Here is a 21,367-nt window from a genome sequence, read left to right as displayed (position 1 = left end):
ACCAGTTCCTTTCTTGGTCCGCTTAAGCGGGACCTTCTGAGATGATGACAAGAGGTCGGAAATCCTTGCCGGGGTTAATGTCGGAAAGCTGTTTTACCAACGCACCATAGCCGGCCGCTCCGGATGGGGTGGTGGGCAGCCCCATACCGGTGACGGCCTGCGCCGCGGCCTCAGCGTCGTCTTCGCTGATTGTCTGATAGGTAACGTCGCACCGCTCCAGCGTATGCCACGCGACGATCGACGGCTCTTTACAGTCCAGACGACCCATATTCGATTCCGGCCCGTCCGACCGTGACGGCGCGCCCGCAAGATGGCTGGCCTTCAGACAGGCGGCGGCTTCGGGTTCAACGACGATCAGCGTGGGTTGCTCGGCCCAGTTCAGGCGGATCATATGAGCCATTGCGGCAGCCAGACCACCGACACCTGCCTGCAGGTACACATGGGTTGGCCAGACGCCAGAGGCGGCAAACGTTTCGCGCATTTCCTCGGCAATAATGCAGTAGCCTTCCATGACGGATTTTGGAATTTCTGTGTATCCGGGCCATGTTCCGTCAGCCAAAAGGGTAGCGCTGGTACAGTCGGCGTCGGCAATGGCCGCCGCGACACTTTCGTCATAGACGTCGCCTGACCAGACCACCTCGGCACCAAAAGCCCTCAGCCGATCGGCAAAGCTGGCCGGGACGGTTTGGGCCAGATGAATACGCGCATTTGCACCCAGGGCCTTGGCACCTGCTGCAACGCCCATGCCGTGATTGCCAGCGCTGGCACACACAAAGGTGCGCGTTGCGGCATAGGCGCGGACGTCTGGATCGTTCATACGCTCGGGGGTCAACGTCTCGCCGGCTTGTGCCGCCCATTCGGTTTCAAGAATGCGGGCCACGGCGTAAGGGGCACCCAGGGCCTTAAAGGCACCAAGTCCCATCCGGTTGGTTTCGTCCTTTACCCTGATACTGAACCCGCCAGGGGCCTGCAGTGTCAGCAACGGAGAGATCGTATAGTCATCCTGCGCCTTGAAGTGTTTCACGGCGCGCTCAAAGTCCGGGGCAAAGTGAATGCTGTCGGTGTGTTTCATCCCATTAGGATTACACCATCGTTGTGATTTACTTTTTCATGATGTAGTATTTTCGTAACTACTTTTTTCTAAATTTGGCAAAGTTACGAGGTTAAGTTGCATGAATGTAGAAATAGACGATTCTGACCGGATTATCCTACAAGCTATTCAGGTAGACCGCCGAATCGGTTTGGATGCATTGGCCGACAGCTGTGGGTTGTCAGTGCCCTCTGTGCAGCGCCGCCTGAAGCGGCTCAAGGATACGGGCGTCATCCAGCGCGAGGTTGCCATCCTCAACCCGTCCAGTTTCGACTACAACATGACCTTTATTGTTATGGTTGAACTGGAACGGGAATCGCTGCAGCAGCTCGACCTGTTTCGCAAACGGGTCAAGGCAGAGCCGCAGGTTCAGCAATGCTATTACGTGACGGGGGATGCTGATTTCATTCTGGTTTGCACCGCGCAAGACATGCAGGATTTTGAGGCGCTGACCCATCGGTTGTTCTTTGAAAACTCTAATGTCCGACGGTTCAGAACATCCGTTGCGATGGAGCGAACCAAAGTCGGCTTGTCCATACCGGTTTGACGGGACCCACGCTGCGCTGAATCACCAGCGAAAGACGTGGGCCTTTCGGCATAGTGTGAAAAATTGAATCACGAAATCGAAGGATCGCGATAAATTTTATCGCAGTCTGTCGCTTTTAATATGCCGCAACATGGTCCGTTCGTCGTAGCATGCGCTACCTTGATCCATGACGTGACACCATGACCGATTTTCACACCCGCCTGATCCAACAGCGCCACGACTTTCACCGTAACCCTGAACTGGGGTTCCAAGAAAAGCGAACAAAAGCCATCGTTGCGCAAGAATTACGCCGCCTTGGGGTAGAGGTGCACGAAGGCGCAGGCGTTGTCGGAGTGCTGCGCGCCGGACAAGGCAACCGCGCCATCGGGCTGCGGGCGGATATGGACGCTTTGCCAATCACCGAGACTTCGGCCCACGATTACCCCTCGCGGACAGCAGGCGTCATGCATGCCTGCGGCCATGATGGCCATATGACAATGCTGTTGGGCGCGGCTGAACGGCTGGTGACCGAGGGTGGTTTTGACGGCACTGTGGTCTTGTTGTTCCAGCCCAACGAAGAACACGGGCTGGGTGCGCAGGCGATGATCGACGAAGGTGTGCTGGACCAGCTGCCTTTGGACGAGGTCTACGCCATTCACAACCTGCCCGGCGCGCCGGTTGGTCAGATCTCATCCCGGTCGGGTATCATCTGCAACAGCGAGACATTGTTTGAAATCACCGTTGATGGGCAGGGCGGGCATGCCTCGATGCCACAGGCTGGGGTGGATGCAATTACCGTTGGTGCCGAAGTGGTCATGTCGCTGCAGACTATCGTGGCGCGCAAATTGGCGCCTGATGCCGGGGCCGTTGTCTCGGTTACCGAGTTTCTGACAGACGGGCAACGCAATGTTCTGCCCGGTAAGGCCCTGTTAAAAGGCGACTTCCGCGCCCGATCCCTGCAGGATCGGATGGCCATCGAAACGCATATGCGCCGGATTGCCGAAGGCATCGCCGCAGCCCATGGCGTTCTGGCAACTGTGACGTTCAACACTGGGTTCATCGAAACTATAAATGCCGACGCCCCCACCCAGGCCGTTTATCGCGCTGCCGACACTGCGGGTTGTGATCTGATCCGCAACCGCCCACCGATGAGCTTTTCCGAGGATTTTGCCCATTTCTGCGCCGCCGTACCCGGTTGTTTCCTGCTGCTTGGCAATGGCGAGGGTGGTCCAAACGGGCAACCGCTGCATGCGTCTGACTATGATTTCAATGATGATCTGCTGCCTATCGGGGCAGAGTTCTGGGTAAGGCTGGTACAGGACCGACTGCCTGTTCGAAAAGGACCAAACTGATGACCGCACCCGAAAGAGGTTTTTCGGAATCCGAATTCGCCGCTCGGACCCAACGCGCGCAGACCCGCATGGCGGCGGCTGGCATGGCTGGTCTGCTGTTGATGACAGAGGCCGAGGTGCGGTATTTCAGTGGCTTTCAAACGCTGTTCTGGCAAAGCCCCACCCGGCCATGGTTCCTGTTCGTCCCGGCCTCGGGCAAGCCGATTGCGATCATCCCCGAGATCGGCGCGGAGCTGATGCGCCACACCTGGATCGACGACATCCGGACTTGGAGCGCCCCGGCACCACAAGACGACGGCATCAGCCTACTCACCGATTTACTAACGCCGCTGGCGCAGGGCGGCGACACGATTGGTGTGATGAAGGGGCACGAAACAGCGCTGCGCATGCCACTGGGGGATTATGAACGGCTGATGCTGGGGGTGCCCGGATTGCGAGTGGCAGATTCCACCGCAGTGATCCGTGCTCTGCGCATGGTGAAATCCGAAGCCGAAATAGAAAAGCTGGCCCATATCTGCGCCATCGGCTCGCGCAGTTTTGCCCGCGTCCCCGCGCTGGCCCGAGAGGGCCTGCCGCTTGAGGACCTGTTCCGAGAGTTCCGGCGCGAAGCACTGGCGCAAGGGGCCGATGATGTGCCTTACCTAGTCGGCGGCGCAGATACTGGCGGTTATCACGACGTGATTTCACCACCCTCTCGGCGACCGCTGACGCGCGGGGATATCCTGATGCTGGACACCGGGGCCAATTGGGACGGCTATTTCTGCGATTTCGACCGCAATTTTGCCATTGGTGCAGCCGACAGCGCCTCAAGACGTGCCTATGACGTTCTGTGGCGTGCAACCGAGGCCGGCATCGCTGCCGCGCGCCCCGGCACCAGTTGCCGTGAATTGTTTCAAACCATGAACTCGGTGATCGCCGAGTTGGATGATCAGGGGGGCGACGTTGGGCGGCTTGGTCACGGGCTGGGAATGCAACTGACTGAATGGCCTTCGCACGCCGCGTTTGACGACACGGTGATCACCGAGAACATGGTGCTGACGCTGGAACCCTCGCTTAGCTACGGTGACGGCCGGATTATGGTCCACGAAGAGAACATCGTGGTGCGCGTCGACGGTGCGGCTCTGTTGTCTGAACGCGCGGACCCCGAGTTGCCCGTGATCTGATGTCAGCGCTGTGAACACCACGGGGTTGCACGCGAATTGCGCCGTTCATGCCCTGCCTTGCGGCGCTGGAGCACCTGAAATCGTCCTTTCTTTCAGACCTTTGTGCACACCGTTCAGCTGCAGAACGATAGTTGCGGAAATGGCTAATCCTATGCCCGGCCAGATAGCGACGGGTGGTAAAGCGTCGCCAAATGCCAAGCCAATGAAAAGCACCAACACTGAGTTCAGAAACGTGTAGGACGTCACACGGGTCGGACCGATCTGTGTTGTGCCCCACTGAAACAGGAAGAAAGTCACAATGGTGGTGAAGACCGACAGATATGCGATCCCCGCAAAAGTTGTAGCCGGTATCTCGGTCCATGCTACGCGGCTCAGGTCGGGGACAGACAACAGGAACAGCCAGACCGTGCCAGTTGCCAGAATCCAGAACGTCATCCGGGCCATGGGCTCGCCACGATGCAAGACTTTCACCAAAGTGCTATAGACTGCAAACGCAATTGTACCGCAAAAAAACAACAGATCGCCTGCCCCGATCCGCACCACCATCATTGCGGCAAGATCGCCGCGAAAGACGACCCAGATTGCGCCTGCTGCTCCGATAGGAAGAGCAATACGTGCCGACAGCCCTATCCTGTCGCGCAACAGCACCGCTGCAATGCCCGCTGTGATAACGGGGCTAAGGGAAAAGATTGCCGCCGTGTTCAACGGCGATGTCAGGCGCAGGGATGCGAACATACACCAGAAAAACGTAACCAGCAGAAAGCTGAGCACTCCATAGCGCATCAAATCGTACAGGCCCGGTCGCCCGAGCCCGTATCGCCAGGCAACCAGCGGTGCAAAAAGCACGGTCGCAAGGGCAAAGCGCAGGAAGGTAAGGACACTGCTGTCAACGCTGTCTGTAATGGCAGCGACAACCGGAAAGGACGTGGCAACAAGGAAGGTTGCAATCAGCATGAGGCCCTGAACTTGCCAGTTCGCTGCGGCCTTACGAGGTGGTCTATCAGCAAAGGACATAGAAACCTCCCTATTCCGCTGCAATGTCGTGAAACCGGACCGGGAACGGGCCGGAATAAGAAATCTGTTTCAACGGCATCCGGCCACTCGGCACTTCACGGGCCCTTAGGTCGTCGGACAGGCCCGAGGCGTCACCTGCGCGCCCGATTGTGATCCCCACCTCTAATCGGAACCGGTCAGGCAGGTTCAGCACTTTTGAGGCCTGATCAAAGTTGAGCCCAGCCATTGCATGGGCACCGTAACCCAGGGCTGTGGCCTGAAGCGCAACCTGCATCCAGGCGGCTCCTGCATCAAAACTATTATAGTTCGACGTTGCATCAAGCCGATTGCCATCTGCAGGCATCACCGTGTCTGAAATCAGAAAGATCAAAGCGGATGCCTGCCGCGCCCACTCCTGGTTTTCGGGGTTCAGAATTGAAGTGAAAGCCAACCAATGTTTGTCTTCACGGCGCGCATACAGAAAACGCCAAGGTTGGATATTAAAAGCCGACGGGGCCCAACGCCCACCTTCGAGAATGGTCAAAAGATCGCTTTGCGGCATCTGTGACGCATCATAGGCACGTGGTGACCAACGCGACAGGATAAGCGGTTCGATTGGGTGGTCAGCGGTTCTTACGGTATGCATGGCGGGCTCTCTTCCGTGGATGTAACTTTTGAAGTTCTGCCCCTTGATACGCCAGCTTCCCACGGTAGATAATTTGCTAATTGATGAAGTCTTTCTTTACTGTTAGTAAATAATAATGGACCGAATGACCGCACTTACCGTCTTCCGAACAGTGGTTGATCTTGGCAGTTTCGCTGCGGCTTCTCGACACCTTGGCCTGTCCCCCGCCGCTGTCAGCAAGAATGTCAGTGAACTGGAGGCACATCTTTCCGCGCGTCTGATCAGCCGCACCACCCGCCGAATGAGCCTGACCGAGGCCGGTGCCCAGTATTTTGAATGCGTGACCCGGATTCTCGACGACCTGCACGAGGCGGACAGCGCCCTGCAGGCCATTCAAAACACTCCCACGGGCCTGCTGCGCGTCAGCGCCCCTATGACGGTGACGCTTGTGGGTCTTTCCGACGCCATTCCGGAATTCCTGAACCGTTACCCAGATATGTCGCTGGATCTGCGCCTTGAGGATCGTCGCGTTAACCTTGTGGAGGAAGGTGTAGACATTGCACTCAGGGGCAGCGACAACCTCGAAGATTCCGGGCTAATTGCGCGGAAAATCATGCGGATGGATCATGTACTCTGCGCCGCACCTTCGTATTTCGAAATGCATGGGTTGCCAACACAACCAGAAGATTTGGTGCAACACAATTGCATTCAATTCAGCCTGTCCGACCATGCCACGGAATGGACGTTCCACAAAGCTGGGCGGATCAGAAAAGTACCGGTTCGGGGCCGTTACAAAGTCTCATCCAGCCTGGCTGTCCGTGATGCATTGCGCGCAGGGTTTGGCCTCAGCCTTATTCCCCGTATGTATGTCGCGGAAGATTTGGCGTCTGGCCGATTGTGCACAGCGCTGACAGATTGGTCCCCAAACGAAACGTCGCTGTATGCTGTCTATCCGTCTCGGCAATATGTCCTGTCCAAGGTGCGCGTATTTCTGGATTTCCTGGTCGAAAAGCTGGGATCGCCAACAGCCACATAACAAAGCGTCTAAACCCGGATATCAGCGGTGCATTTAACCGCTATGATCAGAGTGTCTTTACCAGTTAGACACTGTATTTTTGGCGCGGTGGACCTCTGATCAGGAAAATCGCCCATTCGAACGACCTGGGCCAGAACCTGCGCAAAGGTATGCGTCTCTTCCACGTTCAAGCTCGGGCAGATAGCCGCTTGTCGAACCCAGCCTATTGATTTTTTGGCGCGCGCAAAGAATATGTAAAGTTGCGACAAGATTTAGACGGCGTCCATCCGCAGGCTGGTGAGCATGACCAAAATAAAGAATATGGAGGAGTTTGCCGCCGTCAGCGGTATCTCCAGACCCACAGTGTCCAAGTACTTTCACGACCCGGACAGCGTGCGGGCCACTACACGGGCGCGGATCGAGGAGGCCTTGGAGCGGTTCGACTATCGCCCAAACATCTTCGCGGTAAACCAGAACCGGAAGCTGACCAAGAATATCGGCATCGTGGTGCCCTACCTGGCCGATCCGTTCTTTGTCGAAATTGCCCGGTACTTGGAACAAAGCTGTATCGCAGCGGGCTACCGACCGTCACTGTTCAGTTCACATGGCGAGCAGAAACTGGAGAATGAGATCCTCGACAGCTTGCGGTCGCTGAAACCTGCCGGTGTCTTGCTGGCCCCACTGGGTCGGGCCTCGGATCGGTCGCAGATCGAGAAATTTTGCGAAAACGTGCCGACCATCCTGTTTGACAGCAACCTCGAAGGGTTGGGCGCTGCTTTTGTCGGTTCAGACAATTTCAGCTTTGTATCCCAGACCGTCGAATACATGACCCGCACCGGCGAGCCGCCATCCTTCTTTGAAATGCGCACACCCGCCAATCCAAACGCCAACAAGCGGCGCAAGGCCTATATCGAGGTTATGGAGCGGCACGGGTTTGAACCGCATGTCATCAAGATCGACGGCGAAGGCTGGGCCTTTGAAGAGATTGGTCGCCAAGGCGCGGCCAGGGTTCTGGAGCGTCAAGAGTTGAGGACGAACTCGGTTCTGTGCAGCAATGACCGTCTGGCGATTGGCTTTCTGTCCGCCTGTTATGAGCAAGGGATTCGCGTCGGCCGAACAGCTGATTGCGCGCTGCGGGTGGCGTCAAACGACGGCCACCCCTTTGCCCGATTCACCTGCCCGTCCCTGACAACGGCCGCGCATGATTATGACAACGTGGCCGGTCGCAGTGTCGAAACCTTGTTCGAACTTATTGAAAGTGGTGGGAAATTTTCTAACCGCGCGGAAACCCTGTTCCCTGCCAGGCTGGTACTGCGCGAGTCTGCCTGACAACAAAACTTAACGCGCGTAAAGTTTTTATTGACGCCGCGACAATTTCTGAACTACGCTTCCTGCACGACATCCAAGCTCAGGGAGGACAGGGATGTATCTCAAGAACGCACTTCGTGCGGCGACTGCATTGACATTCGTTGCAACGGCAGCGGCTCATGCGCAAACCATCACGATCGCCACCGTAAACAACGGCGACATGATCCGGATGCAGGGCTATACCGACAATTTCACCGAAGCGACCGGCATCGACGTTGAATGGGTGACACTGGAAGAAAACGTGCTGCGTCAGCGCGTGACCACCGACATCACCACCAAAGGTGGCCAGTTCGACATCATGACCATCGGCATGTACGAAACGCCGATCTGGGGCGCAAATGACTGGCTGGTGCCGCTGGACGGGCTGTCTGCTGAATACGATGTCGATGACATCCTACCGGCGATGCGCAACGGCCTCAGCAATGATGGCACGCTTTATGCAGCACCGTTTTATGGCGAAAGTTCGATGGTGATGTATCGGACCGACCTGATGGAGAAGGCCGGTCTGGAGATGCCCGAGGCACCGACCTGGCAGTTCATCCGCGAAGCTGCGGCAGCCATGACGGATCGCGACAACGAGATCAACGGTATCTGCCTGCGCGGCAAGGCCGGTTGGGGTGAAGGCGGCGCGTTCATCACTGTAACCGCCAACTCATTCGGCGCGCGCTGGTTTGATGAAGACTGGAAACCCCAGTTTGATCAGCCGGAATGGAAAGATGCGCTGACCTTCTTCGTCGACATGATGAATGAATCCGGTCCAGCCGGATATGCTACCAATGGGTTCAACGAAAACCTGTCACTGTTCCAGCAAGGCAAATGCGGAATGTGGATCGATGCCACTGTTGCGGCCTCGTTTGTGACCAATCCTGACGACTCGACCGTTGCCGACAAGGTTGGATTTGCATTGGCTCCTAACGCAGAAGGTGTCGACAAGCGCTCCAACTGGCTCTGGGCCTGGGCTCTGGCCATTCCAGCGGGCACCGAGCAAGCGGATGCAGCCAAACAGTTCATCGAATGGGCAACGTCCAAGGATTACATCGAGCTGGTGGCTGAAAACGAGGGCTGGGCCAACGTACCGCCGGGTGCGCGCACCTCGCTGTATGAGAACCCAGACTATCAGGCCGTTCCATTTGCCCAGAAAACACTGGAATCGATCCTGTCGGCCGATCCGAACAATCCAACTGTAAAGCCGGTACCATATGTCGGCATCCAGTTCGCGGCGATCCCGGAATTTGCAGGCATCGCCACACAGGTAAGCCAGGAATTCTCGGCGGTCTACGCCGGGCAGCAATCGGTGGATGAGGCGCTGGCAAAAGCGCAGGCCTTCACCGCAGAAGAGATGGAAGCCGCAGGCTACTGAGGCATTCTCCCAAGCGGGCGGGCAGGCTCCTGCCCCCCGCTCCCGACTTCCAAAATTTGATTTTTTCTCGCAGGCTGGTTGAGCCTGAACAGAGAGGTCTTGCGTCATGGCTACTCAGCATTCCCGATCCGTAGCACGCTTTATGATGGCACCCGCAGTGATCCTGCTTCTGGGTTGGATGCTCGTGCCGCTGACAATGACACTGTATTTTTCCTTCAAGAAATACCTGCCCCTGCGCGGCGGTGATCTGGGCTGGGTCGGTTTCGACAACTACGTCCGGTTTGTATCCTCCAGTACCTTCTGGCCTGCGGTTCAGGCCACGCTGGTGATCGTTGGCGGTGTGCTTGCGATCACGGTTGTTCTGGGCATCCTGCTGGCAATGCTGCTGGATCAACCAATGTGGGGACAGGGCGTTGTCCGCATCCTTGTGATCGCGCCGTTCTTTGTGATGCCAACCGTGTCAGCACTGGTCTGGAAGAACATGTTTATGGATCCTGTGAACGGGTTACTGGCCCATCTGTGGCGCTTTTTCGGGGCTGAGCCGATCTCATGGCTGTCCGAGGCATCGATGACCTCGATCGTGATGATCGTTTCGTGGCAATGGCTGCCCTTCGCGACACTGATCCTGCTGACCGCGATTCAGTCGCTGGACAGCGAACAGCTGGAGGCCGCTGAAATGGACGGCGCACCGCCACTGAAACGCTTTTATCACATCATTCTGCCGCATCTCGGCCGGGCGATCACAATCGTGATCCTGATCCAGACGATCTTTCTGCTGTCGATCTTCGCCGAGATTTTCGTAACCACAGGTGGCGCCTTTGGCACCCGCACCCTGACTTACCTGATCTTCCAGCGCGTTCTGGAAAGTCAGAATGTCGGTTTGGGGTCTGCAGGCGGTGTCTACGCCATCATCCTTGCCAATATCGTTGCCATCTTCCTGATGCGCATCGTCGGCAAAAACCTGGACGCGTGAGGAGATAACGACATGGCCCGCACCGTCACGACCCGTCGCAAGACCCTGAACACCGCCTTTGCTTGGGCCGTTGGTCTGCTGATCTTTTTCCCGATCCTGTGGACGATCCTGACCAGCTTCAAAACCGAGGCGCAGGCGATTGCCAGCCCACCTATCTTCCTGAACTTTGACTGGACGCTAGAAAACTATGCCATCGTGCAGGAACGCTCAGATTACATGCGGTTTCTTTGGAACTCGGTGATCATCGCGGGGGGCTCGACCATTCTTGGTGTGATCGTCGCTGTTCCAGCGGCCTGGGCGATGGCATTTGTGCCCTCAAAGCGCACCAAGGACATTCTGCTGTGGATGCTGTCCACCAAGATGTTGCCAGCGGTTGGTGTGCTCTACCCGATTTACCTGCTGTTCATTCAACTGGGACTGTTGGACAGCCGCGGAGGGTTGGTCGTGGTGCTGATGCTGATCAACCTCCCGATCATCGTCTGGATGCTGTACACATACTTTCGCGAAATTCCCGGTGAGATTCTGGAAGCTGCGCGAATGGATGGGGCAACCTTGAAAGAGGAAATCCTCTATGTCCTGACACCCATGGCCATACCCGGCATCGCCTCAACGGTACTGTTGAACTTTATACTGGCCTGGAACGAAGCGTTCTGGACCCTCAACCTAACCGCAGTCGACGCAGCACCGTTGACCGCCTTTATCGCCAGCTATTCCAGCCCGGAAGGTCTGTTCTTTGCCAAGCTCAGCGCGGCTTCGACGATGGCGATTGCACCAATCCTGATCCTTGGCTGGTTTAGCCAGAAACAACTTGTCCGCGGCCTGACCTTCGGCGCTGTGAAATAAGGAGCACTCCTCATGGGACGCATTCAACTCAAGTCCGTGACCAAAAGCTTCGGTGACGTGCAGGTCATCCCTCCGCTGGACCTGACCATCGAAGACGGCGAATTCACTGTCTTTGTCGGCCCCTCGGGTTGCGGTAAGTCCACTTTATTGCGCCTGATTGCAGGGTTGGAGGACATGACCTCTGGCACGATGGACATCGACGGCTCCGACGCCACTGATGTGCCGCCTGCGAAACGGGGTCTGGCGATGGTTTTCCAGTCCTATGCGCTCTATCCGCATATGACAGTGCGCAAAAACATCGCGTTCCCGCTGCGCATGGCAAAACTGGATCAGGCCGAGATTGACCGCCGGGTTGAGGGTGCTGCCAGCGTCCTGAACCTGGCCGACTATCTGGATCGCCGTCCCGGCCAATTGTCGGGCGGTCAGCGCCAAAGGGTTGCCATCGGCCGCGCGATTGTGCGTGAACCGGCAGCGTTCCTGTTTGACGAGCCGCTGTCCAACCTCGACGCCGCCCTGCGCGTCGGTATGCGCTTGGAAATCAGCGAGCTGCACGAACGTCTTGAGACAACGATGATTTACGTGACCCACGATCAGGTCGAGGCGATGACAATGGCCGACAAGATCGTCGTGCTTCAGGCCGGTGTCATCGAGCAGGTCGGAAGCCCGCTGGAGCTTTACCGCACGCCCCGCAACCTGTTTGTGGCAGGGTTCATCGGATCGCCAAAAATGAACTTTTTCGAAGGCGAAGAGGCCGCGAAACACAACGCTCATACCATTGGCATCCGGCCCGAGCACATCACTGTTTCCGACACCGAAGGCACATGGTCGGGGATTGTCAGCGTCTCAGAGCACTTGGGGTCTGATACCTTCTTTCATGTCCACGAGACCGGACTGGCGGAAACGCTGACTGTCCGGGCCGACGGTGAAGTCGACTTCCGCCACGGCGACCGAATTCACCTGACCCCGCGTTCAGATGTCATTCATCGCTTCGACGCACAGGGGTTGCGGATCGGATGACGCGGCTGGCTGGCAAAACCGCCCTGATTACAGGGGCCGCGCGCGGCATCGGGCTGGCCTTTGCCAAAGCCTATGTGGCCGAAGGCGCACGTGTTACCATTGCGGACATCGATATCAACCGCGCCCGCGCAGCCGCGGAAGAAATCGGCGCGGCTGCGCTTGCAGTTGAAATGGATGTGACCGACCAGAACAGCATTGATGTCGCGATTGCGCGCACTGCCGATCAGTTCGGCCCTATCGACATTCTGATCAACAACGCTGCGATCTTCACAGCCGCTCCGATTGTCGAGATTGACCGCGGCGAATATCAACGCGTGTTCGACATCAACGTCGCCGGAACCCTGTTCACCCTGCAAGCTGTTGCGCGACATATGATCGACAACAAGGTCCGGGGTCACATCATCAATATGGCGTCTCAGGCCGGGCGGCGCGGCGAGCCTCTGGTCGCCGTCTACTGCGCCAGCAAGGCCGCGATCATTTCTCTGACGCAATCCGCCGGGCTGAACCTGATCGAACACGGGATCAACGTGAACGCCATCGCCCCGGGCGTTGTGGATGGCGAACACTGGGATGGGGTCGATGCGTTTTTCGCCAAACACGAAAGCAAGGCACCGGGCCAAAAAAAGCGCGAAGTGGCGGCCTCGGTGCCTTTTGGGCGGATGGGTCAAGCCGAAGATCTGACCGGAATGGCCGTATTTCTAGCCTCGGACGAGGCCCGGTACATCGTGGCCCAAACCTACAATGTAGACGGCGGAAACTGGATGAGCTGATGGACCCTCTGGCGCATGCACATACCCCAACAAAACTGAAACGCAGCGGGCTGGATGACCTTCCCCTGACGGTCAAAACACCCAACTACGAAACCGATGAACTGACCCCCGGTATTGTTCATATTGGTTTGGGCAATTTCCACCGTGCCCATCAGGCGTGGTACATCCACCAACTCATGCAGCAGGGTCTGGCGCGGGACTGGGCCATCATCGGGGCTGGCATGCGCGGCTATGACGCCAGCATGCGCGAAAAGCTGATCGCGCAGGACTGTCTGACGACCCTGATCGAGCTTGACCCTTCGGGTATGTCGGCCGAGGTCATCGGGCCGATGATCAGCTATCTGCCAATCGAGGCTGAAAATGCACCCTTGATCCGGCAGATGTCGGACCCTGCGATCAGGATCGTCTCGCTGACCGTGACCGAGGGGGGGTATTACCTAGATGCCAACACGGGTGCGTTTGACCCCACCCATGACGACATTCGCCACGACGCGGAACATCCGCATCACCCTCGCACCGCATTTGGAGCCATCGTTGCCGCTCTGCGCCAGCGCCGCGATGCTGGGATAAATCCGTTTACCGCGCTAAGCTGCGATAACCTTCAGGGCAATGGAACAATCCTGCGCAACTGTGTTGTCGGCCTTGCGCGGCTGTCCGATCCTGACCTCGCTGAATGGATCAATCACAACGGGGCGTTCCCCAACTCTATGGTGGATTGCATCGTTCCTGCGACCACCGATCAGGTGTTGTCTCAGTGTCTGGCTCTGGGCATTGAGGATCACGCCCCGGTCACACATGAGAACTTCCGTCAATGGGTGATCGAAGACGATTTCTGCGCGGGCCGACCGTCTTGGGAACAGGTCGGCGTCACTATGACAAACAATGTCCACATCTATGAAGCGATGAAACTGCGCATCCTGAATGGCGGCCACCAGTTGCTTGCGAATGTCGGGGAAATCCTGAACGTCCCGACAATTTCGGACTGCATGCAAGACCCACAAATCTCTGACTTCTTCGCGAAAGTGCAACGCGACGAAATCCTGCCCCAGGTCGCGCCCGTGTCCGGCACATCGCCTGCGCAATACCTGGACCTGGTCGCGCGCCGGTTTTCCAATGCAGCCATTCATGACACCACGCGCCGCGTTGCGTTTGACGGGTCGTCCAGGCATCCCGGCTTCTTGCTGCCTTCACTACGTGAGGCCTTGCTAACCGGATCGCCTATCGCTGGACTGGCATTGGCCGCAGCCCTCTGGGCCCGGATGTGTGCGGGAACTCGCGAAGACGGCACAGAAATCGCGCCCAACGACCCGATTTGGAGCGCGCTGCATAAAACCGCCCTTGTCGCCAAGGAAAACCCTCAAGCCTGGATCGATCAAACCGGCCTTTATGGCGAATTGGGGCAAAACCGCCTGTTTGCACAGGAGTTTTCTCATTGGTTGCCCGCAATTTGGGACAGGGGCTGCCGGGCAGTGATCGGCAGCTATCTGCGCAGATCAAGCGACCTTTGATCTGATCAGGCCCGAAACACTTTTCCATTCATTGCAAACTTCTGGCAAAATTTGACCCTGCCGTTACCAATAACAATATCAAACTGCGTCTATACAAACCACGCGCCACCCGTTAAGGGGCCTTCTTTAACCTTGGATGATGCGACGATTGCAAGCCTGCTTGGCCGCGCCACCTGCCCTATACAAAGAACCTCCGCCGTGAAAAAAACCATCGCAGATGCGCTTGCCCGCAAGGGCTATGATGTTTTGACCCCTGTTCAGCAAGCGGTCACCCAATCCGAGCTGGAAGGTCGGGACCTGTTGGTTTCGGCGCAGACCGGGTCGGGGAAAACCATCGGGTTTGGGTTGGCCATTGCCCCAACACTGTTGGGCGAGGGTGATACGTTCGGGGCATCCGGCGCGCCACTGGCGTTGGTCATCGCGCCAACACGAGAACTGGCCCTGCAGGTGAAACGCGAGCTGAGCTGGCTGTATTCCGATGCGGGCGCATTTCTCGCCTCTTGCGTGGGCGGCATGGATATGCGCGACGAACGCCGCGCATTGGCACGCGGGTCGCATGTGGTTGTTGCCACTCCGGGCCGGTTGCGCGACCACATCATGCGGGGCTCCATCGATTTGACCCAGGTGCGCGCTGTGGTTCTGGACGAAGCCGATGAAATGTTGGATCTGGGTTTTCGCGAAGACCTTGAATTCATACTGGATGAAACACCGACGGATCGTCAGACGCTGATGTTCTCCGCCACGGTCCCCAGTGCCATCGCCAAACTTGCCAAAAGTTATCAGCGCGATGCCGAGCGGGTTTCGACAGTGGGCGAACAGACGCAGCACGCCGATATCGACTATCGTGCCATGATGGTGTCCGCGCGCGACGGTGAAAATGCTATCATCAATGTGCTGCGCTATTACGAAGCCCCCAACGCGATTGTGTTCTGCAACACCCGCGCGATGGTGTCCCGCCTGACAGCACGCCTGTCGAACCGCGGCTTTTCAGTTGTGGCCTTGTCTGGCGAGCTGACCCAAAGCGAACGCTCTAATGCGCTGCAGGCTATGCGTGACGGGCGCGCACGCGTCTGCGTGGCGACAGATGTAGCCGCGCGCGGGATCGACCTGCCCAATCTCGATCTGGTGGTGCATGCCGAACTGCCCAACAGTCACGAAACCCTTTTGCACCGGTCGGGCCGGACAGGCCGTGCAGGGCGTAAGGGCGTCAGCGCATTGGTTGTTGTGCCCTCGTCTCGGAAAAAGGCCGAGCGCATCCTGAAATTCGCCAAGCTGAGCGCCGATTGGGGATCAGCACCGTCGGCTGACGAGGTAAACGAGCGCGATCAGGTGCGTATGCTGGCAGAGGATGACTGGCAAGCCGACATCACCGAAAGCGAACGTGCAACGGTTGATAGACTGGTTGAGAAGTTCGCGCCGGAACAGATCGCCGCCGCCTATTTGCGCCAATACAAAAACCGCCATTCCGCACCCGAGGAGTTGGGCGCGGTCAGCGTTGAGAAACCCAAACCAAGAGCAGAGTTTGGCCCAAGCGTTTGGTTTTCCCTGTCAGAGGGGCGTAATCAAAACGCCTCACCTCGTCATTTGCTGCCGATGGTGTGCAAAGCTGGCAACATCACCAAAGACGATATCGGCGCGATCCGTCTGGCGGATGATCTGTCTTACATCGAGATCCGTAAGTCCAGCGTGGACGGTTTTCTGGCGGCCATTGGACCCGCCATGAAGATCGAAGGATCAAAGGACATCGTGCGCCTGGACAAAGCGCCCGACCTGCCTGCTTATCAGCGCCCCAAATTTGATCGCGCGCCCGGTGGCAAGCCACGCCCTCGTAAAGGGGACACCAAGCCGGTTGATTGGAACGACGCCCCAGACCCGCGCCGCCGCAAGCCAAAACCCGAGGACCGCACGCCCCGGAAACTGGTGGATCGAAAGCCCAGGGCAGAAGAAACGGACAAGGTTGTAGCCGCACCGCTGAAAGCCCGCAAACCTGCTGTGGCAAGCCCCAAGGGCAAACCTAAGCCCGAGGCCAAATCGGGCAAGGAAACGCAGTCCAAACCCCGCAGCAGCGCACCCAAAGGCCCCCTACCGCCCAAAGGCAAGGCCAGCAGCAAGAAAAACCGGGCCCGGGCAGCGGCAAAAGCCTCTAAGGGCGGGAACGCAGTGCCTAAACGGCGGTAATGGTTAAGGGTTGGGTCCGCAGGCGCACGCGCTGCGGACTATCCTCTTGAACGGGGTCATCATTCCAGCATCAGGCTTTGACGAACAGCTTCCTGTCGATCTCACATAATGGCTCGGCGGCGCCCTCGTCGCGGATCAGGATGGTTTCAGTGGTCTCAAGCCCCCAAGTGTCCATCCACAAGGCCGGCATGAAGTGAAACACCATGCCTGGCTCCAGCACCGTTTCGTCCTCACTTCGGATTGAGGCTGTACGCTCGCCCCAATCCGGTGGATAGCTGAGACCAATCGGATAACCCATCCGACCCGAGCGTTCGATGCCGTATTTGCTAAGAACACCCATGAAGGCATTGGCAATGTCACAAGTACGGTTGCCCGCACGAGCGGCCTCAAGCCCTGCGGCGATGCCTTCCAACTGGGCTTCTTCCGCGCGGCGCATGTCATCAGAGGGCGTTCCCAAAAACGCCGTCCGACACAGGGGCGCGTGGTAACGGCGATAGCAACCGGACAGTTCAAAGAACGTGGCTTCATCATCACGCATGGGCGCTCCATCCCAGGTCAGATGTGCAGCCGTCGCATCCAGCCCCGAGGGGGTCAGGGGCACAATGGCTGGATAATCTCCCCAGTCGTCGCCTACACCGGTGATACCCGCATGCATGATGTCCGCCACCAGATCGTTCTTGCGCAAACCGGGCTCGGCCCTTTCCAGGGCGGTGCGCATGACCTGGTCCGAAATGCGTGCGGCCTTGCGAATGAAACCCAATTCCTCGTCCGATTTGATCAGCCGCTGCCAGTTTACCAGCGCCGTCGCGTCGATCAGTTCAGCATCCGGCAGTTCCGCGCTCAGAACGGCATGCGCTTTGGCAGAGTAGTAGTAGTTCTCCATTTCAACGCCGATGCGCCTGTTTCCGAAACCACGCGCAAGCAGGCGCTGTGCCAGGTCCTGCATCGGATGTACGACTGTGGATTGCACATAATGGTCGCCGTAACCCAGAATGTTGGACTGGTCCATCCAACAGGTGCGGCGACCGCCCAGCATGTCCATGTACCGGCCCCACCAAGTCGGCTCACCCTCCGGGGTGACAATCACCCCCTGATGCACATAGAAAGACCAGCCGTCATAACCTGTCAGCCAGGCCTGGTTTGACGGATCGGTTACAAATAGCGCATCAAGGCCAGCAGCGGCCATAGCGGCACGAGTTTTGCTTAAACGGCGATCGTATTCAGCACGGCTGAAAGGGGCGTTTGAAGGAGTCATGGCATGGTACCTCCCGGCGTTAGGACAACACGGATGTGACCGCACGTACCGTAGCAGCGACCACCTGATCAGCCTCTGCCCGCGTCAGGCAGAAAGGCGGGGCAAAACCAAGAATGTCACCCTGCGGCATAGCGCGAGCGATCACATTGTCCTGTTCTAGCAGTTTGGCCGCAATCTTGGGCCCGATCTTGGCACTGGCATCAAAGAAAGTGCGGCTATCCTTTTCGGCTACAAACTCGACCGCACACAGCATGCCTTCTCCGCGCACGTCGCCGACGTTGGGGTGTGACCCAAGGGCCCCTGCCATGGTGGTATTGAGATAGGCGCCGATGGTTCCCGCATTTTCAACCAGTCCCAGACTGTCAATCAACTGCAAGTTCGCCACACCTGCCGCAGCCCCGATCGGGTGGGCGGAATAAGTCCAACCGTGACCGATGGGGCCATTTTCATCTGCGCCGCGCTCGAGAACCGACCACATCTTGTCGGACACAATCGACCCTGAGAGCGGTGCGTAGGCGGACGTCAAACCCTTGGCGATGGTGATCAGATCGGGGCACATGCCATAATGTTCAGACCCGAACATGGCACCAAGGCGGCCAAACCCTGTGACCACCTCATCAGCCACCAACAGAATGTCGTGCTTGTCCAGGACAGCCTGAATAGCTGGCCAGTACCCGTCAGGTGGCGGTACAATTCCACCCGTTCCAAGCACCGGCTCACCAATGAAAGCAGCGATGGTGTCAGCGCCCTCGCGCGCGATGAGCGCCTCAAGTTTATCAACGCAGCGTGCCACGAATTGCGCCTCGGTTTGGCTGCGGTCCGCGCGGCGAAAGAAATAGGGCGCGTCGGTATGCAGGACCGGTTGCAGCGGCAGATCGAACTTATTGTGAAACAACTCCAGACCGGTCAACGAGCCCGTCATTAGGCCAGATCCGTGATAGCCGCGCCAGCGCGAGATAATCTTCTTCTTCTCAGGTCGGCCCAGGATGTTGTTGTAATACCAGATCAGTTTGATGTTGGTTTCATTGGCATCCGATCCAGACAGGCCGAAATACACTTTGGACATATGGGCGGGTGCGCGGTCCAGCACCATTTTGGCCAAGGTGATCGAGGCTTCTGTCCCGTGACCGACATAAGAATGGTAATACGCCAGCTCCTTTGCTTGATCCGCGATGGCATCGGCAATTTCGGGACGTCCGTACCCGACGTTGACACAGTACAGCCCGGCAAAGGCATCCAGCAGGCGGTTGCCGTCCCGATCTTCGATGTGGCAGCCCTTGCCGCCGGTCACGACCCGGTGCGGCAGGTCCCCACGTGCGAAATCGCCCAAGTGAGTTGAGGGATGAAAGAAATTCTCACGGTCCCAATTTTCAAGTTGATCATTGTGCAGCATGGCAAACCCTTTGGTTCTGGCGGCGCGCCGCCTGTTGGTACTTGAAGGGAGCCGGGTGCACGCTTGAGGACTTCTGGTCCTCGTATGAGCAGAGTGGCTCCGCTCACCCAGACAGCAGCGCGCAATGCCTTTATTGTCGGGTTTCGTAGAATTGATTGAGCACATCGCCTGGCAAAAAATCAATGGGAATCTTCTGGTACTCAGAAATGTTCTTCGACGGGGATCAGCCTCAACGTTTTGATGGCATTATTGACGGCCAGACTAAACACACGTGCCTGGGGTGATAGCACGTCGTCCGGGCGATGCATCAGCCCGACAGGTCCCCGGGTGATCGTAGTGTCAAAGGGCAAAGCAACCAGATGCCCGTCCGCGATCTCATTGGCGACCACGCCCGCTGATATGATCCAGATCGCGTCCGACCGGCGTGTGAACACGCGCCCGAACGCCCCAGAAACGCTTTCCAGCTGATTTTCCAGGTCGCCAACCCCATGTGCAATCAGAAGTCTGTCCACCAGCGGGCGGATTGCGGAGCCTTCAGGCGGATAGATCACCGGCCAGTCCGCAATGCGCTTCAGGTCAGGCCCGTCCAGCAACGGATGGCCTGCTCGCACAACAAATTCCACGCGTTCTTCGTAAAGCTGGGTAAAGGTGACGCCTTGCATCGTATCCGGATGCCCCAAGCGGCCGATGACGAGGTCCAGCTCACCTATCCGCAGCCGCTCCATCAGATACCCGTGCGGGCCGTCGATGATGCGCAGACTTGTGGTGCTCGCCAGCTCGGAAAACTCGGTCGCGACCGTCGGCATCAGTCGCGCGGCCACAGATGGCAAGGCACCAACCGACAGCTTTGTCCGCCCCCTGGCGTCAATGTGCTCAACACCTGACAAGCCTTGTTGCAGCGCAGCCAGAGACATTTCGGCAAAATGCAGGAACACTTCTCCCTGCCGGGTCAGCGCAACACCCGCGCGGTTTCGGATCAACAGGGTCGTTCCAAGGATGTCTTCCAACTCTTTCAGTGTTTTGGAAATCGCCGGTTGGGTCAGGAACAACTTTTCCGCCGCCAGTTTAAAACTCTTTTCCCGGTAGATCTCGACAAAGCATTGAATGTGCCGGAATTTGATGCGGCGATCGATCATTTTCTTTCCCTAATCGGTAAGTAAATCCGATATTTGGACTACCTACATACCAAAAGCCAACATTCAATGCGCCGCAGGCTGTGATTTTGTGTGAAGGGAAGCAGTCCGTTAAACCGGCCAGCGATCAATGGTTTGAGTCACCTTTTTGCCAAACCCCTGCACATCCCCTTCCGTCAGCTTTTCGCAGTTGTAAAGCGACAGAAACTCCAACTTGCTACGCCTGGCACATCCGCCAAGCAAGGCCAGTTTCAAAACCCGTTTAACTGGTTGGCGCATGACCAGCCGGTCCACCCACCAGGGCGAACCGAGAGTCGTGACCGCCATCACGTGCCGCAAAGCGTTCAGCCGGGGCGTAATCGACCCCAAGTCACTAGAGTGGTCAAACGCGATGCCCGGGCCCCAGACCCGGTCGAACCAGCCCTTCAGGATAGCAGGAAACCCAAACCACCAAGTGGGAAACACAAGCACCAGAGCCTCGGCCTCTTGCAGGTGTTTCACTTGTTCAGCCACCCTTGAAGCGTCATAGACGTCATAGAACGACCCGCGTTCATTAGTAGACAGCGCGGGGTCAAACTCCTGATCATAGAGGTCTTCTATCACCACAGAATGACCGGAGTGGATCAGTTGTTCCACAACCTTTTCAGACAGATGCCGACACAGGCTGCCGTGCAGCGGGTGAGAGATCACAACCAAACATTTCATGGTTTCCTGCCTGCCATATCTTGACTCATGTTAAAACCATTGCTGTACGTTCACTTGTCAAAGTCTTGCAACATTCTCTCTTGCTTAGTTCGATATCGCA

19 protein-coding genes are annotated in these 21,367 nt (G+C 57.5%); 12 read left to right on the top strand and 7 right to left on the bottom strand.

Features of this window, described 5'->3' with window-relative positions:
- Positions 1–22 precede the first annotated feature (22 nt).
- Entirely contained in the window at positions 23–1,072 is a 1,050-nt protein-coding gene (locus SJY13_RS20400) for a pyridoxal-phosphate dependent enzyme (protein WP_377193824.1), read from the bottom strand.
- 100 nt (positions 1,073–1,172) lie between these two features.
- Here SJY13_RS20400 and SJY13_RS20395 point away from each other — a divergent pair, with 100 nt between their 5' ends.
- The 3 genes from SJY13_RS20395 (at position 1,173) to SJY13_RS20385 (ending at position 4,131) form a co-directional block, all read left to right on the top strand.
- Positions 1,173–1,637: an Lrp/AsnC family transcriptional regulator gene (locus tag SJY13_RS20395; RefSeq protein ID WP_085822067.1), complete on the top strand. Its 465-nt coding sequence runs from the start codon at positions 1,173–1,175 to the stop codon at positions 1,635–1,637.
- Between the two features lie 179 nt (positions 1,638–1,816).
- On the top strand, positions 1,817–2,968 hold the full coding sequence (locus SJY13_RS20390; protein WP_377193822.1) for an amidohydrolase: 1,152 nt from the start codon (positions 1,817–1,819) through the stop codon (positions 2,966–2,968).
- On the top strand, positions 2,968–4,131 hold the full coding sequence (locus SJY13_RS20385; RefSeq protein WP_085822065.1) for a M24 family metallopeptidase: 1,164 nt from the start codon (positions 2,968–2,970) through the stop codon (positions 4,129–4,131). The genes SJY13_RS20390 and SJY13_RS20385 overlap by 1 nt, the downstream gene beginning before the upstream one ends.
- Positions 4,132–4,176: 45 nt before the next feature.
- Here the strand turns inward: SJY13_RS20385 and SJY13_RS20380 are convergent, their stop codons facing one another.
- Together SJY13_RS20380 and SJY13_RS20375 are read right to left on the bottom strand one after the other, a co-directional pair.
- Entirely contained in the window at positions 4,177–5,145 is a 969-nt protein-coding gene (locus SJY13_RS20380; RefSeq protein ID WP_377193820.1) for a DMT family transporter, read from the bottom strand.
- 10 nt (positions 5,146–5,155) lie between these two features.
- Positions 5,156–5,770 (bottom strand): nitroreductase family protein, encoded by a 615-nt coding sequence (locus tag SJY13_RS20375; RefSeq protein WP_377193818.1) that lies wholly within the window; start codon positions 5,768–5,770, stop codon positions 5,156–5,158.
- 124 nt (positions 5,771–5,894) lie between these two features.
- Here SJY13_RS20375 and SJY13_RS20370 point away from each other — a divergent pair, with 124 nt between their 5' ends.
- From SJY13_RS20370 to SJY13_RS20330, 9 genes are all read left to right on the top strand, one after another.
- Complete coding sequence (locus SJY13_RS20370; RefSeq protein ID WP_377193816.1) at positions 5,895–6,785, top strand: LysR family transcriptional regulator; 891 nt, start codon at positions 5,895–5,897, stop codon at positions 6,783–6,785.
- Positions 6,786–7,067: 282 nt separating this feature from the next.
- The gene (locus SJY13_RS20365; RefSeq protein WP_377193814.1) at positions 7,068–8,093 is read left to right on the top strand and encodes a LacI family DNA-binding transcriptional regulator; all 1,026 of its coding nucleotides are present in this window, start codon (positions 7,068–7,070) and stop codon (positions 8,091–8,093) included.
- Between the two features lie 94 nt (positions 8,094–8,187).
- Positions 8,188–9,492 (top strand): ABC transporter substrate-binding protein, encoded by a 1,305-nt coding sequence (locus SJY13_RS20360; protein WP_377193812.1) that lies wholly within the window; start codon positions 8,188–8,190, stop codon positions 9,490–9,492.
- Between the two features lie 106 nt (positions 9,493–9,598).
- A complete protein-coding gene (locus tag SJY13_RS20355) occupies positions 9,599–10,465 on the top strand; it encodes a carbohydrate ABC transporter permease (protein WP_085822059.1) in 867 nt (288 codons plus the stop codon).
- 12 nt (positions 10,466–10,477) lie between these two features.
- Complete coding sequence (locus SJY13_RS20350) at positions 10,478–11,308, top strand: carbohydrate ABC transporter permease (protein ID WP_085822058.1); 831 nt, start codon at positions 10,478–10,480, stop codon at positions 11,306–11,308.
- 12 nt (positions 11,309–11,320) lie between these two features.
- Positions 11,321–12,325 carry an ABC transporter ATP-binding protein gene (locus SJY13_RS20345; RefSeq protein ID WP_377193810.1) on the top strand — a complete coding sequence of 335 codons (1,005 nt, stop codon included), beginning with the start codon at positions 11,321–11,323 and terminating at the stop codon, positions 12,323–12,325.
- Positions 12,322–13,095, top strand: a complete 774-nt coding sequence (locus SJY13_RS20340) for an L-iditol 2-dehydrogenase (RefSeq protein WP_085822056.1) — start codon at positions 12,322–12,324, stop codon at positions 13,093–13,095. The genes SJY13_RS20345 and SJY13_RS20340 overlap by 4 nt, the downstream gene beginning before the upstream one ends.
- Positions 13,095–14,603, top strand: coding sequence for a mannitol dehydrogenase family protein (locus tag SJY13_RS20335; protein WP_377193808.1), 1,509 nt, complete (start codon positions 13,095–13,097; stop codon positions 14,601–14,603). Before SJY13_RS20340 ends, SJY13_RS20335 begins: the two co-directional genes overlap by 1 nt.
- A gap of 198 nt (positions 14,604–14,801) precedes the next feature.
- Positions 14,802–16,781, top strand: coding sequence for a DEAD/DEAH box helicase (locus SJY13_RS20330; RefSeq protein WP_377193806.1), 1,980 nt, complete (start codon positions 14,802–14,804; stop codon positions 16,779–16,781).
- A 70-nt stretch (positions 16,782–16,851) separates the two neighbouring features.
- On the opposite strand, the gene SJY13_RS20325 is transcribed toward SJY13_RS20330, so the two are convergent.
- The 4 genes from SJY13_RS20325 to SJY13_RS20310 all read right to left on the bottom strand — a co-directional run bounded on the left by SJY13_RS20325 (position 16,852) and on the right by SJY13_RS20310 (position 21,267).
- Positions 16,852–18,036, bottom strand: a complete 1,185-nt coding sequence (locus SJY13_RS20325) for a M24 family metallopeptidase (protein WP_377193804.1) — start codon at positions 18,034–18,036, stop codon at positions 16,852–16,854.
- A 19-nt stretch (positions 18,037–18,055) separates the two neighbouring features.
- Positions 18,056–19,429, bottom strand: a complete 1,374-nt coding sequence (locus SJY13_RS20320; protein WP_377193802.1) for an aspartate aminotransferase family protein — start codon at positions 19,427–19,429, stop codon at positions 18,056–18,058.
- A 200-nt stretch (positions 19,430–19,629) separates the two neighbouring features.
- The gene (gene pcaQ / locus SJY13_RS20315; protein WP_377193800.1) at positions 19,630–20,565 is read right to left on the bottom strand and encodes a pca operon transcription factor PcaQ; all 936 of its coding nucleotides are present in this window, start codon (positions 20,563–20,565) and stop codon (positions 19,630–19,632) included.
- Positions 20,566–20,673: 108 nt separating this feature from the next.
- Positions 20,674–21,267, bottom strand: a complete 594-nt coding sequence (locus SJY13_RS20310) for an NAD(P)H-dependent oxidoreductase (protein WP_377193798.1) — start codon at positions 21,265–21,267, stop codon at positions 20,674–20,676.
- Positions 21,268–21,367 lie beyond the last annotated feature (100 nt).

The organism is Ruegeria meonggei (assembly GCF_042768335.1).
Taxonomy (GTDB): Bacteria; Pseudomonadota; Alphaproteobacteria; order Rhodobacterales; family Rhodobacteraceae; genus Ruegeria; species Ruegeria meonggei.
The sequence above is the reverse complement of the archived record's forward strand: the minus strand, read 5'-3'. Positions and strand labels throughout refer to the sequence as shown.

Bases quoted from the DNA above. Each gene is read 5' to 3' on its own strand.
- SJY13_RS20375 (WP_377193818.1), bottom strand. From the start codon at position 5,770: ATGCATACCGTAAGAACCGCTGACCACCCAATCGAACCGCTTATCCTG.
- SJY13_RS20350 (WP_085822058.1), top strand. From the start codon at position 10,478: ATGGCCCGCACCGTCACGACCCGTCGCAAGACCCTGAACACCGCCTTT.
- SJY13_RS20320 (WP_377193802.1), bottom strand. From the start codon at position 19,429: ATGCTGCACAATGATCAACTTGAAAATTGGGACCGTGAGAATTTCTTT.
- SJY13_RS20365 (WP_377193814.1), top strand. From the start codon at position 7,068: ATGACCAAAATAAAGAATATGGAGGAGTTTGCCGCCGTCAGCGGTATC.
- SJY13_RS20400 (WP_377193824.1), bottom strand. From the start codon at position 1,072: ATGAAACACACCGACAGCATTCACTTTGCCCCGGACTTTGAGCGCGCC.
- SJY13_RS20360 (WP_377193812.1), top strand. From the start codon at position 8,188: ATGTATCTCAAGAACGCACTTCGTGCGGCGACTGCATTGACATTCGTT.
- pcaQ (WP_377193800.1), bottom strand. From the start codon at position 20,565: ATGATCGATCGCCGCATCAAATTCCGGCACATTCAATGCTTTGTCGAG.
- SJY13_RS20310 (WP_377193798.1), bottom strand. From the start codon at position 21,267: ATGAAATGTTTGGTTGTGATCTCTCACCCGCTGCACGGCAGCCTGTGT.
- SJY13_RS20345 (WP_377193810.1), top strand. From the start codon at position 11,321: ATGGGACGCATTCAACTCAAGTCCGTGACCAAAAGCTTCGGTGACGTG.
- SJY13_RS20380 (WP_377193820.1), bottom strand. From the start codon at position 5,145: ATGTCCTTTGCTGATAGACCACCTCGTAAGGCCGCAGCGAACTGGCAA.
- SJY13_RS20385 (WP_085822065.1), top strand. From the start codon at position 2,968: ATGACCGCACCCGAAAGAGGTTTTTCGGAATCCGAATTCGCCGCTCGG.
- SJY13_RS20335 (WP_377193808.1), top strand. From the start codon at position 13,095: ATGGACCCTCTGGCGCATGCACATACCCCAACAAAACTGAAACGCAGC.
- SJY13_RS20390 (WP_377193822.1), top strand. From the start codon at position 1,817: ATGACCGATTTTCACACCCGCCTGATCCAACAGCGCCACGACTTTCAC.
- SJY13_RS20325 (WP_377193804.1), bottom strand. From the start codon at position 18,036: ATGACTCCTTCAAACGCCCCTTTCAGCCGTGCTGAATACGATCGCCGT.
- SJY13_RS20340 (WP_085822056.1), top strand. From the start codon at position 12,322: ATGACGCGGCTGGCTGGCAAAACCGCCCTGATTACAGGGGCCGCGCGC.
- SJY13_RS20370 (WP_377193816.1), top strand. From the start codon at position 5,895: ATGACCGCACTTACCGTCTTCCGAACAGTGGTTGATCTTGGCAGTTTC.
- SJY13_RS20355 (WP_085822059.1), top strand. From the start codon at position 9,599: ATGGCTACTCAGCATTCCCGATCCGTAGCACGCTTTATGATGGCACCC.
- SJY13_RS20395 (WP_085822067.1), top strand. From the start codon at position 1,173: ATGAATGTAGAAATAGACGATTCTGACCGGATTATCCTACAAGCTATT.